Annotated in this window: 15 protein-coding genes; 12 read left to right on the forward strand and 3 right to left on the reverse strand. The window is 64.9% G+C overall.

The window, feature by feature from the left end:
• The first annotated feature begins 66 nt into the window (after window positions 1–66).
• The 9 genes from AC1C2M_RS07510 (at window position 67) to proC (ending at window position 12,105) form a co-directional block, all read left to right on the forward strand.
• A complete protein-coding gene (locus AC1C2M_RS07510) occupies window positions 67–2,208 on the forward strand; it encodes an alpha-galactosidase (RefSeq protein ID WP_495435816.1) in 2,142 nt (713 codons plus the stop codon).
• A gap of 286 nt (window positions 2,209–2,494) precedes the next feature.
• On the forward strand, window positions 2,495–4,183 hold the full coding sequence (locus tag AC1C2M_RS07515) for an ABC transporter substrate-binding protein (RefSeq protein WP_495435817.1): 1,689 nt from the start codon (window positions 2,495–2,497) through the stop codon (window positions 4,181–4,183).
• A gap of 69 nt (window positions 4,184–4,252) precedes the next feature.
• Complete coding sequence (locus AC1C2M_RS07520) at window positions 4,253–5,242, forward strand: ABC transporter permease (protein ID WP_483405116.1); 990 nt, start codon at window positions 4,253–4,255, stop codon at window positions 5,240–5,242.
• Window positions 5,243–5,250: 8 nt separating this feature from the next.
• Window positions 5,251–6,210 (forward strand): ABC transporter permease, encoded by a 960-nt coding sequence (locus tag AC1C2M_RS07525; RefSeq protein ID WP_483405117.1) that lies wholly within the window; start codon window positions 5,251–5,253, stop codon window positions 6,208–6,210.
• A gap of 2 nt (window positions 6,211–6,212) precedes the next feature.
• Entirely contained in the window at window positions 6,213–7,115 is a 903-nt protein-coding gene (locus AC1C2M_RS07530; RefSeq protein ID WP_495436484.1) for an ABC transporter ATP-binding protein, read from the forward strand.
• The gene (locus AC1C2M_RS07535; protein WP_495435818.1) at window positions 7,112–7,903 is read left to right on the forward strand and encodes an ABC transporter ATP-binding protein; all 792 of its coding nucleotides are present in this window, start codon (window positions 7,112–7,114) and stop codon (window positions 7,901–7,903) included. Before AC1C2M_RS07530 ends, AC1C2M_RS07535 begins: the two co-directional genes overlap by 4 nt.
• On the forward strand, window positions 7,900–10,359 hold the full coding sequence (locus AC1C2M_RS07540) for a glycoside hydrolase family 2 protein (protein WP_495435819.1): 2,460 nt from the start codon (window positions 7,900–7,902) through the stop codon (window positions 10,357–10,359). Before AC1C2M_RS07535 ends, AC1C2M_RS07540 begins: the two co-directional genes overlap by 4 nt.
• Entirely contained in the window at window positions 10,340–11,245 is a 906-nt protein-coding gene (locus AC1C2M_RS07545; RefSeq protein ID WP_495435820.1) for a LacI family DNA-binding transcriptional regulator, read from the forward strand. Before AC1C2M_RS07540 ends, AC1C2M_RS07545 begins: the two co-directional genes overlap by 20 nt.
• The gene (gene proC / locus AC1C2M_RS07550; protein ID WP_495435821.1) at window positions 11,242–12,105 is read left to right on the forward strand and encodes a pyrroline-5-carboxylate reductase; all 864 of its coding nucleotides are present in this window, start codon (window positions 11,242–11,244) and stop codon (window positions 12,103–12,105) included. Before AC1C2M_RS07545 ends, proC begins: the two co-directional genes overlap by 4 nt.
• Window positions 12,106–12,263: 158 nt before the next feature.
• On the opposite strand, the gene AC1C2M_RS07555 is transcribed toward proC, so the two are convergent.
• Together AC1C2M_RS07555 and AC1C2M_RS07560 are read right to left on the reverse strand one after the other, a co-directional pair.
• Complete coding sequence (locus AC1C2M_RS07555) at window positions 12,264–12,935, reverse strand: potassium channel family protein (protein WP_108390042.1); 672 nt, start codon at window positions 12,933–12,935, stop codon at window positions 12,264–12,266.
• A complete protein-coding gene (locus AC1C2M_RS07560) occupies window positions 12,928–14,409 on the reverse strand; it encodes a TrkH family potassium uptake protein (RefSeq protein ID WP_495435822.1) in 1,482 nt (493 codons plus the stop codon). Before AC1C2M_RS07560 ends, AC1C2M_RS07555 begins: the two co-directional genes overlap by 8 nt.
• A 34-nt stretch (window positions 14,410–14,443) precedes the next feature.
• Between AC1C2M_RS07560 and AC1C2M_RS07565 the strand changes: the two genes are divergently transcribed.
• From AC1C2M_RS07565 to AC1C2M_RS07575, 3 genes are all read left to right on the forward strand, one after another.
• Entirely contained in the window at window positions 14,444–14,872 is a 429-nt protein-coding gene (locus AC1C2M_RS07565; protein WP_483405123.1) for an ArsR/SmtB family transcription factor, read from the forward strand.
• 103 nt (window positions 14,873–14,975) lie between these two features.
• Window positions 14,976–15,182, forward strand: coding sequence for a helix-turn-helix domain-containing protein (locus AC1C2M_RS07570; protein ID WP_108390044.1), 207 nt, complete (start codon window positions 14,976–14,978; stop codon window positions 15,180–15,182).
• Window positions 15,183–15,288: 106 nt separating this feature from the next.
• The gene (locus AC1C2M_RS07575; protein ID WP_003792170.1) at window positions 15,289–15,387 is read left to right on the forward strand and encodes a 30S ribosomal protein bS22; all 99 of its coding nucleotides are present in this window, start codon (window positions 15,289–15,291) and stop codon (window positions 15,385–15,387) included.
• A gap of 71 nt (window positions 15,388–15,458) precedes the next feature.
• Here AC1C2M_RS07575 and AC1C2M_RS07580 read toward each other — a convergent pair whose 3' ends face one another.
• Complete coding sequence (locus AC1C2M_RS07580; protein WP_495435823.1) at window positions 15,459–16,211, reverse strand: YidC/Oxa1 family membrane protein insertase; 753 nt, start codon at window positions 16,209–16,211, stop codon at window positions 15,459–15,461.
• Window positions 16,212–16,218 lie beyond the last annotated feature (7 nt).

Consider the following 16,218-nt stretch of genomic DNA (forward strand, 5'->3'; position numbering starts at 1 on the left):
TCGCGCTACTTACTTAACTCGCCTAAGATACTGTCTACCACGCCAGCGCTGTCGAGGAAAGAGATCATGACCACATCCACAACTCCACCGCAGATTCACCTCCGCAATGCCGGGGTAAGCCTGGTTCTCGATACGCCGGAGAACGCCCTCCCTTCCATCCTGCACTGGGGCGCCGACCTTGGCGAGGCCTCGGCCGATGATCTTCGCGATCTCGCGAGTGTCACAGCGCCCATGCTCGAGAACGCCGTCGACGTCCCGGTGCGGGTGAGTGTTGTCCCCGAGCACAGCGCGGGCTGGCTCGGTGCGCCGGGGCTGCAGGGGCACCGCGCCGGTGGTGGCGACTGGTCGCCCCGGTTCGACCGGGTGCGATACGAGATCGACGGCTCCCGGGTGGTGGCTGCGGCGACGGATGCTGTCGCGAACCTTGACCTCCTCCTCGAGATCGAGCTGACGGCATCCGGTGTTCTCCGCTCGCGTGCAACCGTGACGAATCGCGCCGAGAGTACGTACGAGGTCCAGCGGCTCGTTGTCACCCTGCCGGTGCCGCCCGTCGCGACCGAATCGCTCGACCAGGCGGGGCGGTGGGCGAAGGAGCGGGTGCCACAACGCCGGGCGATCACCGTCGGGACGCACCTGCGTGAATCGCGGAGGGGTCGGACGGGGGCGGATGCCGCGACAGTGCTGGTCGCGGGGGAGGCCGGTTTCGGTTTCGGCCCGCGGACCGGCGAGGTGTGGGGGCTGCACGTCGGGTACAGCGGCAACCACGTCTCGTACCTCGAGCGGATGACGAGTGGCAGGACCCTGCTCGGCGGCGGAGAACTGCTGCTGCCAGGAGAGATGGTGCTCGGGCTGGACGAGTCGTATGCGACGCCGTGGGTTTATGGATCGTGGGGATATGGGCTTGATGAGCAAGCGGCTCGATTCCATGAGTGGCTGCGGGCGCGGCCCCAGCACCCGAGGTCGGTGCGGCCCGTAACGCTCAACGTCTGGGAAGCGGTCTACTTCGACCACAGGCTCGAGCCGCTGCTCGAGCTGGCCGAGCACGCGGCCGCGGTCGGAGTCGAGCGGTACGTGCTCGACGACGGCTGGTTCTCCGGCCGCCGGAGCGACAACGCCGGGCTCGGCGACTGGGTCGTCGACCCGGAGGTATGGCCGAACGGCCTCGATCCGCTCGTGAACCGCGTGCGCGAACTCGGCATGCAGTTCGGGCTGTGGTTCGAACCCGAGATGGTGAACCAGGACTCCGACCTCGCTCGCGCGCACCCCGAGTGGATCCTCTCGACCGGCGGGCGGCTGCCGCTCGAGCAGCGCCAGCAGCAGGTGCTCAACCTCGCCATCCCCGAAGCATGCGAGTACATCCTCGGGTCGATCTCGAGCCTCGTTGACCAATACCGGCTCGATTACCTCAAGTGGGACCACAATCGCGACCTCGTGGATGCCGGTTCCACCGCGACGGGGAAGGCGGGGGTGTCAGCCCAGACCCACGCGGTCTATCGCCTGCTTGCTGAACTGAAGTCACGGCATCCGCACCTCGAAATCGAGTCGTGCTCGTCGGGTGGCGCCCGGGTCGACTTTGGCGTGCTCGAGTACACCGACCGGGTCTGGGCGAGTGACTGCATCGACCCGCTCGAGCGGCAGGGCATGCTGCGCTGGACCGGGCAACTCCTTCCGCCCGAGCTCGTCGGCAGCCACATCGGCAGCCCGCGCTCGCACACGACCGGGCGCACGCACGACCTGTCGTTTCGGGCGTCGACGGCGCTGTTCGGGCACTTCGGGGTGGAGTGGAATATCTCGAGCGCGACCGAGAAGGAGCGGACGGAACTCGCCGAGTGGATCGCGCTGCACAAGCGGTTCCGTGCGCTGATCCACTCCGGGCGGACGGTGCGGGTGGATCACCCGGTCACCGAACTCGCTGTGCATGGCATCGTGGCGCAGGATCGGTCGGAAGCGCTGTTCGAGTTCGCGCTGCTCGCGCGCCCGTCGACCTGGCCGCCGGGGCTTGTTCGGATCCCGGGCCTTGAGCCCGACCGGCGCTACCGCGTGAGCGCGGTGGGCCCGCACGGCCGGTTCACGACGACCGCCACGACGCCGAGCTGGTTCGCGGACGGCGGTGTCGTGCTCTCGGGCAGGGCGCTCGCCGCGGTCGGAATCCAGGCGCCGAGGCTGCATCCCGAGCACTCGGCACTCGTGCACATCGAGGCGCTGTAGCCGATTCCTCGGGGCTGCTGGTTCGCCGACAGCGGCGACCGCTGCACATCCATGCCCGCGCTGCAGAAGTATCTGCAGCGCGGGCATGCAAATGCAGCGCTCGGTGGCAGGGGTGCTCCCGCACCCACGCTCAACCCATTTCCACGAGTTACTTGACTTACCTAATAAAGTCGCCTAAGAAAGTACCCGACGGCTTTTTCTCCTCCCAGGCGCAGCACGCTCGCTGGCGAGAACGACCGTGACCCTCGCCACTTTCCGTGGCTTTTCACCGATGAAAGGTCCAAAGATGTCCCTGAAATCACACGGCAGACGGCGGGTGGGCGTGACAGTCACCGCTGTCGCCTCTGCGGCAGCGCTGGCGCTGACCGGCTGTTCATCGAGCGGCGGCGAGAAATCCGACGCCGGCTCAAGCATCACCGTCTTCAACGGTGCCACCGGCACCATCACCGAGAACTTCAACCCGTTCTCCTCCACAGCGCTTCAGCCCACCCTTGGCGTGATCTTCGAGTCGCTCTACTGGTTCAACGCGGCATCCGACCAGGAGCCCGTTCCCATGCTCGCCACCGACTACGAGTGGAACGCCGAGGGCACCGAGCTCACCATCACCACCCGCGACGACGTGAAGTGGAGCGACGGCGAAGACTTCACGGCAGAAGACGTCGCCTTCACCTTCAACCTCGTGAACAAGACCCCGGAACTCAACACCACAGGACTCTCGGCCACTGCGGAAGCGACCGACGAGAACACGGCAGTCCTGACGTTCACCGAACCCTCCTTTATGCAGGAACCGAGTGTGCTCGGTAACCAGGGCATCGTGCCCGAACACGTCTGGAAAGACGTGGAAGACCCGGTGACCGACGTCAACAGCGACCCGGTCGGTACCGGCCCGTACAAGGTCAAGGACTTCAACGCTCAGAGCTACGTGCTCGAGAAGAACACCTCCTACTGGGAGAAGGGCAAGCCTGAGATCGACGAGGTGCGTTTCATTTCCCTCGAAACAGCGGATGCCGCAAGCGCGGCGTTGCTCGCGGGCCAGGTTGACTGGATGAGCTCGTTCCTTCCCGGTCTCGACCAGATTCTCAAGGACCACGAGAACCTCTCCTACGTCAACACCCCGGCCATGACCACGTCGATCTTCACGTGCTCGAACCCCGATCTGGGCTGCACAGGTCCGCAGACGGACCCGGCCGTTCGCCAGGCGATCTACCACGGCATCGACCGCGACCAGCTCAACAAGCTCGCCGGTGGCGGATTCGCCGAGACCGCGTCGCCGACGATCATCCTTCCCGAGCGCGACAAGAAGTGGATCGCGAACCCTGAGCACGTCGAAGCGCCAGCGGGTGCAGACGCTGACACCGCAGCGGGAATTCTCGACGCAGCGGGCTGGACCGTCGGAAGCGACGGCATCCGCGAGAAGGATGGCGAAAAACTGAGCCTCACGATCCAGACCGTCTCGGGCTGGAGCGACTACATCTCGCTCAACGACGCGATGACGCAGCAGCTTGCCGAGGTCGGCATCGAGCTCAAGCCGACGCAGCTGTCGTGGAACGAGTGGAACAGCAACCAGACGCTGGGCCAGTTCCAGCTCTCGCTCGACTCGATCGGCCTGCAGCCGTCGAACAACCCGTACTTCACGTACGACAAGTGGTACAACTCGGCGAACACCACGCCCGTCGGTGAGTCGGCCATCGCCGGCAACGCTGCCCGCTACGACAACGACGTGGTGAACACCGCCATCGCCACGGCGCGTTCCACGAACGATGAGGCGATTCAAGCCGAGCAGTACGCGCTCATCCAGGAGCAGATCGTCACGGATATGCCGTACATCCCGATCTACGTGAACGCCATGCTCACCGAGTTCAACACCGACCGGGCGACCGGCTGGCCGTCGGACGACGACAAGTACGCACTCCCCGTGTCCTGGAAGTCATGGGACAACGGCATCGTGCTGAAGAGCATCTCTCCGGTCAAGTAGTCTCACCGGCCGGCCGGGGCCCGCTCCAACGGGCCCCGGCCGGCCCTCTTCAGCAGAGAGTTGCTCCTCGTGAAATTTCTTCTTTCGAAGATCGGGTTCTACATCGTGGCGCTGTGGGCGGCGCTCACCCTCAACTTCTTCCTTCCCCGATGGATGCCGGGAAACCCGGTAGACATGATGTTGTCGAAGCTCGCCCTGAAGGGCCCCGTCTCGCCCGAGGCGCGGAGCGCGATCGAGCTGCTTCTCGGCACCAACAGCAAAGCGCCGATCTGGGAACAGTACTTCGACTACCTCGGCAAGGTGCTCACCGGAGACTTCGGGGTCTCCGTCGCCTATTTCCCTGCGACCGTCGGCGACGTGATCGGTCGCACCCTGCCGTGGACGATCGGCCTCATCGGCATTGCAACGATCATCTCCTTTGTGCTCGGCATCGTGCTCGGGCAACTCGCGGGCTGGAAGCGCGGCTCCTGGCTCGACAACCTCATCCCTGTGACGACGATGTTCCAGTCGGTGCCGTACTTCTGGCTCGCGCTCATCCTCCTCTTCTTCTTCGGCAGCATGTGGCAGATGTTCCCGCTCAACGGCGGGTACGACGTCTACACGACGGCGCCTGGCCTCGACTGGGACTTCATCGGCAGCGTCCTCTACTACGGCACCCTTCCCGCCCTCACGATCGTGATCTCCTCGGTCGGCGGCTGGATGCTCGGCATGCGCAACATGATGGTGTCGACGCTCAGCGAGGACTACATCCTCACCGCGGAGGCCAAGGGCTTGAAGCCCCGCCGCATCATGACGACGTATGCCGCCCGCAACGCGGTGCTGCCATCCGTCGCCGGTTTCGCCATCTCCCTCGGCTTCGTCGTTGCGGGGTCCATCGTCACCGAGGTCGTGTTCTCCTACCCCGGCATCGGCTCAGCGCTGCTGCAGGCGGTATCGAGCAACGACTACTCGCTGATGCAGGGCATCTTCCTCGTGATCACCCTCTCGGTCCTCGGCGCGAACCTGCTCGTCGACCTGCTCTACACACTCATCGACCCGCGCACCCGCGCACGCGCATAGGAGCGACAGTGACGACAACAACGCAGGACCCGGCACTCGCCGCCGTCAGCGCGCGCGCGGTCACCCGCAAGACCACGCTTCCGCCGATGACACCGAAGCTCGCTGCCGGGCTGATCATCGCCGGCTCCATTATTCTGTTCGGCATCTTCGGCCCGCTCTTCGTCGGCAACCCGTCCACCGTCGACAACGTCGGCCTCCGCGGGCCTGGGGATGGTTTTATCCTCGGAACGACACAGACCGGTCAGGATGTCTTCGCACAGCTCGCGTACGCAACGCGCGGTTCGCTCACCATCGGTTTGATCGTCGGTGTGCTGACACTGTTCCTCTCCGCGTTCTTCGGCATCGTCGGCGCCTACGCCGGCGGATGGCTCGACGAATCGTTCTCGCTGTTCAGCAACGTGATGCTCGTCATCCCTGGCCTGCCGCTCATCATCATCATCTCGAGCTACGTCCCGGACAAGAGCATCCTGCTCGTCGCACTCGTGCTCGCGATCACCGGCTGGGCCGGATCGGCGCGCGTGTTGCGCGGGTTCACCCTGAGCCTGCGCAACCGGGACTACGTCGCTGCGGCACGCGTTTCCGGGGAGAAGCCGTGGCGGGTGCTCGGCGTTGAGATCCTTCCGAACCTCATCCCACTGCTCGCGTCGCAAGCCGTCTTCGCGGTGATCTTCGCCATTCTTGGCGAGGCTGGTTTGTCCTTCCTCGGCCTCGGAGCATCCGGATCGTTCACCTGGGGCACCATGCTCTACTACGCCCAGAACGGGCTCGCCCTGAGGCTCGGTGCGTGGTGGTGGTTTGTACCGCCGGGGCTGCTCATTGCCCTGTTCGGCGCGGCACTCTCCCTCATCAACTTCTCCATCGACGAGATCATCAACCCCAAGCTGCGCAACCAGACCCGCGCGACCCGCAAGAAGTGGAACCTGTCGAAGTCTGAACTCAAGCAGGTTGTGAAGGAGGACGAGCTGTGACCATCAGCGAACAGGCACAGGCCAGGGTCGACCGGGCGACGACAGCGAGGTCGCACCCGGTGCTCACGGTCGACGACTTCAGTGTCGAGTACCGCGGCGAGCGGGTCGTCCAGGCCGTGAAGCACGTCTCACTCGAGCTCGGCCGCGGCGAGATCCTCGGCCTCGCCGGCGAGAGCGGGTGCGGCAAGTCGACACTCGCGTACGGCATCAACCGGTTGCTCAAGCCGCCGGCGATGATCACGTCGGGCGGCGCGCACTTCCACTCCCGCGAGGGCTACTCGATCGACCTCGGCGAACTCCGCGGTGATGACCTCCGCGCGTTCCGCTGGGACAAGATCTCGATGGTGTTCCAGGGCGCGATGAACTCGCTCAACCCTGTCATCACCATCCGGGCGCAGCTCGAGGACATCTTCACCACCCATCGCCCGGAAATGGGAAAGAAGGAGCGGCGGGAGAAGTGCGCCGAACTGCTCGAGCGCGTCGGTGTCGACCGCTCGCGGCTGGTGTCGTACCCGCACGAGCTCTCCGGCGGTATGCGCCAGCGGGTGATGATCGCCATGGCGATGGCCCTCGACCCGCAGATCATGATCATGGACGAGCCGACCACAGCACTCGACGTCGTCGTGCAGCGAGAGATCCTCCGCGAGATCACGAGGCTCCGAGCCGAGCTCGGCTTCGCCGTCATCTTCATCACCCACGACCTGCCGTTGCTGCTTGAGATCAGCGACCGGATCGCCGTGATGAAGGAGGGCGAAATCGTGGAGCTGGGGGATGCCGTCGACCTCTATACCAACCCACAGCATCCGTATACGAAGAAACTTCTGGCGTCATTCCCGAGCCTCACCGGCGCTCGCGGCGGGTTCGTTCGGGGCCACGCGCAGGACCAGGACGGGGGAGTGTCATGAGTGTTCTCGAGGTGAAGAACCTGGTGAAGGAGTACCGGCTGCGTGACGGCTGGAAGGGGCGCACGCTCACCGCGGTCAATGACGTGAACTTCTCGATCGAGTCGGGGCGCACCGTTGCGCTCGTCGGCCAGTCGGGCAGTGGCAAATCGACGCTCGCCAAGCTACTGATGCAACTGGAGAAGCCGACGTCTGGCGTCATCGAGCTCGATGGACAGCCGGTCGTGCGTCGTGGCGCCGGACTGCGCCAGTACCGCAGCGACGTGCAGATGGTGTTCCAGGACCCGTTTGCATCGCTGAATCCGTACCACACCATCGCTCACCACCTGGCTCGCCCGCTGATTATTCACGGCAAGGCGAAGGGGCGCGTCGAAATCGACGCCGCGGTGACCCGGCTGCTCGAACGCGTGCGGCTCGAGCCGGACATGGCGTCGCGCCGACCGCACGAGCTGTCCGGCGGCCAGCGCCAGCGCATCGCCATCGCGCGCGCCCTTGCCCCCGAACCGAAGATCCTCGTCGCCGACGAGCCGGTGTCGATGCTCGACGTCTCCATCCGGCTCGGAGTGCTCAACCTGCTGGCCGACCTGCAGCGGGAAGAGAACCTCGGCGTCTTTTACATCACCCACGATCTGGCCACCGCTCGACACTTCTCCGACGACATCCTCGTGATGTTCCAGGGCGAGATCGTTGAGCGTGGCCCGGCTGACGACGTCATCCTCAACCCCCAGCACGAATACACCAGGCTGCTCGCCGAGGCGGCACCGAACCCAGAGAAAAGACTTTCCGCGTGAGCTTCACCTCCCTCAACTCCACAGACGGTGCAACTTGGACCCTTCTCGCGACGGCCGGTCCCGTCGATGCGAGCATCGCCGACCGCGATGTCCCCGCAACGGTGCCTGGCGAGGTGCAGCTCGACCTGCTCGCCGCCGGGCTTATCGCCGATCCGTTCGACGGCGCCAACGAGAAGGTGCAGGCGTGGATCGGCTACTGCGACTGGCAATACCGCACTACCTTCGACTGGACGCCGAACGACGCCGAGCGCCACGACCTCGTCGCCGACGGCCTCGACACGGCCGCGACGATCACCCTCAACGGCACCGAGGTCGGCCGCACCCAGAATCAGCACCGCGGTTACCGGTTCGACATCGCCGGGCTGCTGGTTGACGGCGAAAACGACCTCGTCGTGGACTTCCGGTCACCGATCGAGTTCGCCCGCGAGCAGGAAGCGCTCCTCGGCGCCCGCCCGACGGTGATGCACCACCCGTTCAACGCGATCCGCAAGGTCGCATCCAACTTCGGCTGGGACTGGGGCATCGACGTGTCGAGCTCAGGCATCCTCAAGTCGATCGGCATCGAATCCTGGTCGGGCGTTCGCATCGCCTCGGTGCGGCCCCTCACCGACGTCAACGGCAGCACAGGCATCCTGAACGCACACGTCGAGCTTGAGTGGGCGACGCCGGCCAGTGCCGATGCGACGCTCTCCGTTTCGGTTCACGGTGCGACCGAAACCGTGACGGTGAAGAACGGTGAAACGGATGCCACGGTGCGCGTCAACGCCGGAACCATCGACCTCTGGTGGCCGCGCGGCTACGGCGACCAGCCGCTCTACGGCGTCACAATCACGGCGGGCGACGCCGAGTGGGCCAGCCGCATCGGGTTCCGCACCGTCACCCTCGACACCGCACCGGACGCGCACGGCTCGCCCTTCTCCCTCTTCGTCAACGGCCAGCTCATCGGCATCCGTGGCGCCAACTGGATCCCCGACGACGCCTTCGTCACCCGCATCACCCGCGAGCGTTATCGCGCGCGCATCACGGATGCTGTCGACGCGAACATGAATCTCCTGCGGGTCTGGGGCGGCGGCATGTACGAATCCAACGACTTCTACGGCGCCTGCGATGAGCTCGGCGTGCTGGTCTGGCAGGACTTCCTCTTCGCCTGCGCCGCGTACGCGGAGGAAGACCCGCTGAGGAGCGAGGTCGAGGCCGAGGCGCGGCAGAACATCACCCGGCTGAGCACACACCCGAGCCTCGCGCTCTGGAATGGCTGCAACGAGAACATCTGGGGCTACCTCGAGTGGGGCTGGCGCAGTCAGCTCGGCGACAAGACCTGGGGCGAGGGATACTACATGGACCTCCTGCCGTCGCTCGTCGCCGAACTGGCTCCCGGCACGCCGTACTCGCCCGGCAGCCCGTTCTCCTTCACGAAGTACGCGCACCCCAACGACCCGCGCAACGGCACGATGCACATCTGGGATGTCTGGAACGACAAGGACTACACCGCGTACGCCGATTACTCACCGCGATTCGCGAGCGAGTTCGGGTTCCAGGGTCCGCCCGCGTGGTCGACGCTCACGGCATCCGTTCATGACGAACCGCTCGAGCCGTACGGCGAGCAAATGCTGGTGCACCAAAAGGCGCACCAGGGCAACCTCAAGCTCGAACGCGGACTCGGGGAGCACCTGCCGAAACCCCGGTCGATCGACGAGTGGCACTGGGCGACCCAGCTCAACCAGGCCCGGGCGCTGCGCTTCGGGATCGAGCACTTCCGTTCGCTGTGGCCGCTCAACACGGGGTCGATCATCTGGCAGCTCAACGACGACTGGCCCGTCATTTCCTGGGCCGCCGTCGATTACGCCGGTCACCGTAAGCCGCTGTGGCACGCGCTCAAGCACGCGTACGCCGACCGCCTGCTGACGATCCAGCCGCGCGACGGAGTACCCGTGCTCGTCGCGCACAACGATTCGGCCGAACCGTGGACCGCAACCGTGAGCGTGTCGCGGCAGGCGTTCGACGGCACCGAGCTGGCCGCCCAGGCCGTCGAGATCGACGTCGAGCCGCGCGGTATTGCCCTGGTTCCGTTCGACGAGGCCGTGCTGGCGGTGACGGATGCCACGGCGGAGTTTGTGACCGCGGGTGCAGACAGCACTGACAGCGCGTTCTGGTACTTCGCCGAGGATCCGCAGCTGGCGCTCGAGCCGGCGGCGACGGCACTCGACGTGACTGTCGAGCCGGTCGATGGGGGCGCAACGGTCACCGTTCGGGCGAACTCGCTCGTCAAGGACATCGTCGTGCAGGCCGACCGCCTGCACCCGCAGGCATCCGTCGATCGGGGACTCGTCACGCTCGCGGCGGGAGACAGCGCGGTATTCACCGTCTCCGGGCTTCCCCAATCGTTCGTGATCGACAGCGCCCCCATTGCCGGTTTCCCGGTGTTATGTTCGGTCAATGACCTTGTCACCGGGTAGGCCGGAGACGATTGACGTTGTCGGCCTCTGCCTCCATCAGCCGAGGCGGCGGGTTTCACTCGAGCCGTTTTGGATGCAGTTCCTGCAGGGTGCAGAGGATGTCCTCGCGGAGAACGGCAAGACCCTCCTGCTCGCGGTAGTGGCCGACCTGGCTGATGAGGTCGCCACCCTGCGGCGCTGGCATGAGACCGGTCAGGTCGTCGGGGTGATCCTGTCTGACCTGGCGTCGGGTGGCGACGAACGCCTCCGGTTGGTGCACGAGATCGATATGCCGGCCGTTGTGCTCGCGCAGCCGTTGCTGGCACCCGGGTTCGCGACGATCTCGACCGACAATGCGCGGTCGATGCGTGAGGTGGTCGAGTTTTTTGCAGCGGCCGGGCACCGCAGGATCGGCAGGGTGACGGGTCCCAAGGAGTTCATGCACACCCTCGTTCGCGACGATGCGTTCTCGGGTGCCGCGGAACGCCTCGGCATTGAGACGTTCTCGGTGACGAGCGACTACACAGCGGATGGCGGCGCCGAAGCGACGGCGGAACTTCTCGAGCGGACCGACCGGCCAACGGCGGTGATCTACGACAACGACCTGATGGCGCTCGCCGGCCTCGAGACGGTCACCTCGTTCGGCCTGTCAGTTCCGGGTGATGTTGCGATCCTGGCCTGGGACGACTCGGTCCACTGCCAGCTCGCCTCCCCACCGGTATCCGCCCTGATGCACGACCTGGTTGCATACGGGGCGGACACCGCACGCGTGCTGCTCGATGTGTTGAACGGCGTGCCGGAGCCCGGTCGGTTCGCGGAGCAACCACACCTCGTCGCCCGCGAGTCGACCCGCGTGGTTCGGGACAGGGAGCCGGAAGGTCACCCGGACATACACTTGCAAGGGTGAGCAGCGAGAACAGCACAGCGACCGAAACCACCCTCCCCACGATTGCCATTCTCGGCAGCGGCTCGATGGGATCGGCCATTTTATCCGGGCTGCTTCAGCCGGGAGTGACCGTGGCCGGCGGCATCCGCGTGACGAATCGAACCAGTGCGAAGGCCCAGGAACTTGCTCGGCTTTCCGGCGTCACGTCGCTCGCTCTCGAGGAGCGGCCCGATGCCAACCGGATCGCCGTCGACGGTGCTGAGGTTGTGCTCGTCGCGGTCAAGCCCGCCATGGTTCCTGACCTGCTGCGCGAGATCAGCGATTCGCTCGCGCCAGGCACGATCGTGATCAGCGTCGCTGCCGGCGTCACGGTTGCGACGTTCGAGTCGCTGCTGCCGGAGACTGTGCCGGTGCTTCGGTCGATGCCGAACACCCCGTCGGTGGTCGGTCGCGGGGTCACCGGGCTGTCGGCCGGTACCCGCTCGAGTGAGAACGATCTCGCCGTCGCCCGGTCGATCTTCGAGACCGTCGGAACCGTGGTCGAGGTGCCCGAGAACCAGCTCGACGCGCTCAGCACGATCTCGGGTTCCGGCCCGGCCTACGTTTTCCTGCTGATCGAGGAGCTCACGAAAACCGCCGTCGCGAAGGGCTTCACTCCGGAGCAGGCCGCTGTGCTCGTAAACGGTACCTTCCGGGGTGCCGCAGAACTGCTCGCGCAGTCGGACAAGACTCCCGAACAGCTGCGCATTCAGGTCACCAGCCCCAAGGGGACGACGGAGCGGGCTGTTGCTGTCCTCCAGAAGGCTGACCTCACGCACCTCTTCGATGAGGCGACGGATGCTGCGCTCGAGCGGGCGAAGGAACTCGCCGCCGGGTCCTGACCGGGTGTGCTCGGAAGCCGGCCACCGGCATCCGCTTGTCGCGACCGCGCCGGTATCCGTTCGCCGCGAGAACATCACTTGCGGTCGAGAACACCCCGCGCAACTGATGCGCTCGGCCGGAACTGATGTTTTCGGCGAAGGCGAGCGGCTGGGCCGGGCTAGCTCCCCAGCGCCGCGAACTTCTCGATGTCTGCTGACGTTCCCGACACGATGATGAGGTCGTGGTCCGAGACGACGGTGTCTGCCGTTGCGTAGGTGAACGGCTTGCCCGGGCTCTTGACGCCGACGACGGTGATGTTGTGGCGCGATCGCACGCCGCTCTCCGTCAGGTTCTTGCCGCGGATCGGCCTCGGCGGGTACATCTTGACGAGGGCGAAGTCGTCGTCGAACTGGATGAAGTCGAGCATGCGCCCGCTGACCAGGTGCGCCACCCGTTCGCCGGCCTCGGCTTCGGGGTAGATGACGTGGTTCGCGCCGACCCTCGCGAGGATTTTGCCGTGCGACTGCGAGACGGCCTTGGCCCAGATCTGCGGGACCTTGAGGTCGACGAGGTTCGCGGTGATGAGCACGCTCGCCTCGATCGACGAGCCGACGGCCACGACGGCGATGGAGAAGTCCTGCGCCCCGATCTGCTTGAGGGCTTCGATGTTTCTCGCGTCGGCCTGAACCGTGTGGGTAATCCGCTCTGACCACTTCTGTACGAGCTCGGCGCCCTCGTCGATGGCGAGCACCTCGCGGTCGAGGCGGTCGAGTTCGCCGGCGCACGCTGCGCCGAAGCGGCCGAGACCGATGATGAGCACGGGGGCGTCGTGCTTGATACGGTCAACCAACGATTGGCCTCTCTTCTGGACGTCGATACAGCTTGGAACTTGTGGTGGCCGCGACTGCCGCAGCGAGTGTCACTGTACCAACACGGCCAAGGAACATCGTCATAGCGAGCACATACTTGGCGGGGTTGTCGAGCTCGGCGGTGAGTCCTGTGGAGAGCCCGACGGTACCAAAAGCGGAGATTACGTCAAAGAGCACATGGTCGAGTGGTGCCTTCGTCATTTGAAGAAGCACGATCGTGGAGATCGCCACAATCGTCGCGCCCCAGAGCACAACGCTCAGCGCGACCCTCAGAACGTCGGGCGGAACCCGGCGGCCGAACGCCTCCATGTCGGGGCTGCCCTTCGCCTCGGCAGCAGCGGCGAGGAAGATCACGGCGAGGGTGGTCACCTTGATGCCACCGCCTGTCGACGCGGACCCACCGCCGATAAACATGAGCATGTCGGCGACGAGCAGGCTCGACCCGTTCATGTCGCCGATCTCGATCGTCGAGAACCCACCAGACCGCGTCATCATCGAGAAGAACAGGGACTGGAAGACCGTGTCACTGAAATTGAGTGTTCCGAAGGTCCTGGGATTGTCGAATTCGAGCACCGAGATTGCGAGCGCTCCAGCGAACAGCAGGATGACGGTGGTCAGCAGCGTGAGCTTGACGTGGAGCGACCAGTACCGCACGTGCCAGAGGTGGCGTTTGAGTGCGTAAATCACCGGAAAGCCGAGCGCTCCGAGGAAGACACCGAGCATCAGGATGGAGAGGAACCAGTAGTCGTTCGCGAACTGGCCGATGCCCCCGGCGTTGGGAGTGAACCCGGTGTTGGTGAAGGCCATGGCCGAGTAATAGAGGCTGTTCCAGATGGCATCCCAGGTGGGGATGCCGTCGATCACCATGCGGGGAAACAGCAGGACAGCGATGATCCCCTCGATCACGACGAGGCTGAGTGCAACGGTGACGAGCAGGTTGCCGATTTCGCCGAGCCGTACGGCCTGTCCCTCGGCGACGGGGCCGCGGTGGCCCCGCATAGGGTTCGAGTCGCTCGCCGCCATGAGCTTCGCGCGAAGCCCGAGCCGGCGCGAGATGACGAGACCGAGAATGGACGCCAGGGTCAGGACGCCGACAGCGCCGATCTGCACGCCGATGTAGACGAGGGTATGACCGGCCAGCGACCAGTGGGTTGCCATGTCGACGGTGGCCAGGCCGGTGACGCAAATGACGGAGACGGCCGTGAAGAATGCGTCGGCGAGCGGAGTCATCCTGCCGTCAGCGGAGGCGATCGGAAGCGAAAAAAGGAGGGTGAAAAGGAGGATCAGCGCTGTGAAGATCAGGATGGCAAATCGCGACGGAGAGCGCCCGGTAAAGTCCTCCACCTCTTCGCGGATACGCGCGAAGCCCGTCGCAACGAGAATGTGCGGACGCGCCTCGGTGGTGCTGCCGGCCACGGTTCCCCCGATCTTGGGCTTGGTTCGGACCGTTGTCATGGTACTCCGTGCTGAGAGTCACTAACCTTGGGCCATGGCTGACATATTTGACGTTATTGCGGATGCCACCCGGCGTGACATCCTGCAGATCCTCCTTGACCGGTATGAGTCCGACTCGACGGTCTCTCACGGGGGGACGAGCGTATCCGAAATTGTGACCGCTCTCGGCCTCAGCCAGCCGACGGTCTCCAAGCACCTCAAGGTGCTTCGCGAAGCAGGTCTCGTCGCCGTGCGTGAGGAAGGCCAGCACCGTTACTACCGGTTGGAGAGCGCCCCGCTCGAGACCGTCGAAGACTGGTTGATCCCCTTCCTCAGCGTCGACTTCGACGTCGCCGGTGCGATCGAGGTTGCCCTGACAGATCAGGCAAAGCAAATGGCGGATGCCATCGGGCACGCGGTCGCCGACACTACTCATCGCGTAACGAGTGCCGTTCAGGCAGTGAGCAAGAAACTGGGAAAGTAGGGACCCTCGACACCACTGATGGGTGGCGCTACAGTCAGAGAAGATCAGCCTGTTCCGCTTCGACGACACCCATCAGACCGAGAATCCCGCACCAGGAGACACCATGGCAAGTGGTTTGGAAGACGTACGTTTTCTTACGGTTGCCGAGGTCGCCGACATGATGCGGGTGTCTCGGATGACCGTGTATCGCATGGTTCACGCCGGAGAACTCCCGGCCATCCGGTTCGGCCGGTCGTTCCGTGTGCCCGAGTCAGCGGTCGAGCAGGTTGTCGGCTCGCACGTCGCATCCCAGGTCGCGGATAGCGCCTGAGTCAGCGTGGGATCTTGAGCCTTCGGGATCGGGTAGACTGTCCCGAGGGCATTTTTTCTGCCGGCCGTGGCATCCGCGGCCATAGCCGATCTTTGTGAGGTAAGTAGTGGGTTCTGTAATCAAGAAGCGCCGCAAGCGTATGGCAAAGAAGAAGCACCGCAAGCTGCTTCGCAAGACTCGTCACCAGCGTCGCAACAAGAAGTAGCGAAACGCACCAGTTAAGCGCCGGGCCTTCGGGACTGGCGCTTTTTGGCGCGCCCGGGGCCCGGCGCTTTCTTACGCCGCCATCGTTTTCTCGTAACGGCGGCGAAGGGCTGCCCGCTCCACGAACGTCCAGGTCGTCGTGACAGCGAGGTAGAGCGTTGCGGCAAGCGGAACGATCGCCGCAAAGATCACCGTGATGAATGGCATCCAGCTCAGAATCCCCGGGAGGTTCTGCATGCCGGGCGGAAGCTCGTCGCTGACCGGAGGGGCATTGCGCAGGGCCGCGCGGCGACTCAGCCAGGCGACGACCGCAATGATGGCGAGGAGTGCGACATAGACGAGCACTCCCGGCCACGCGGTGCCGCCGCCGAGGAAGCCGATCAGCGAGCTGCCGAGTTGGACACCGAAGACGTCCTCGGTGAGCAAATCATTCGAGTGTCCGTTGATGCTCTGCAGAATAAACAGGCCGTAGACGGTTGAAATGACGGGTGCCTGCAGAAGTGTGGGAAAGCATCCGGCCAGAGGTGACGCCTTTTCGGCCTGGTACAGCTCCATGGTCTTTTGTTGCAGAAGTTCGGGTTTCTTCTTGTAACGCTGCTGCAGTTCTTTGAGCTTCGGGGCGAGGCGTCGGCGGGTGAACTCGGCGCGCACCTGGGAGCGGCCGACCGGGATCAGAAGCGTGCGCACGAGCAGAGTGATGGCCACGATCGCTGCAGCGGTGCTCAGCTCTCCGGCGATCGGTGCGAGCAGGGTGGCGAGAGCGGTGACGAGTGAATAGGCAAAGTCGAGCACGATCGCGATGGGCGCGAACGAATAGATGTCCACAGGGGGA

It is taken from the genome of Mycetocola sp. Y444, from assembly GCF_059445295.1.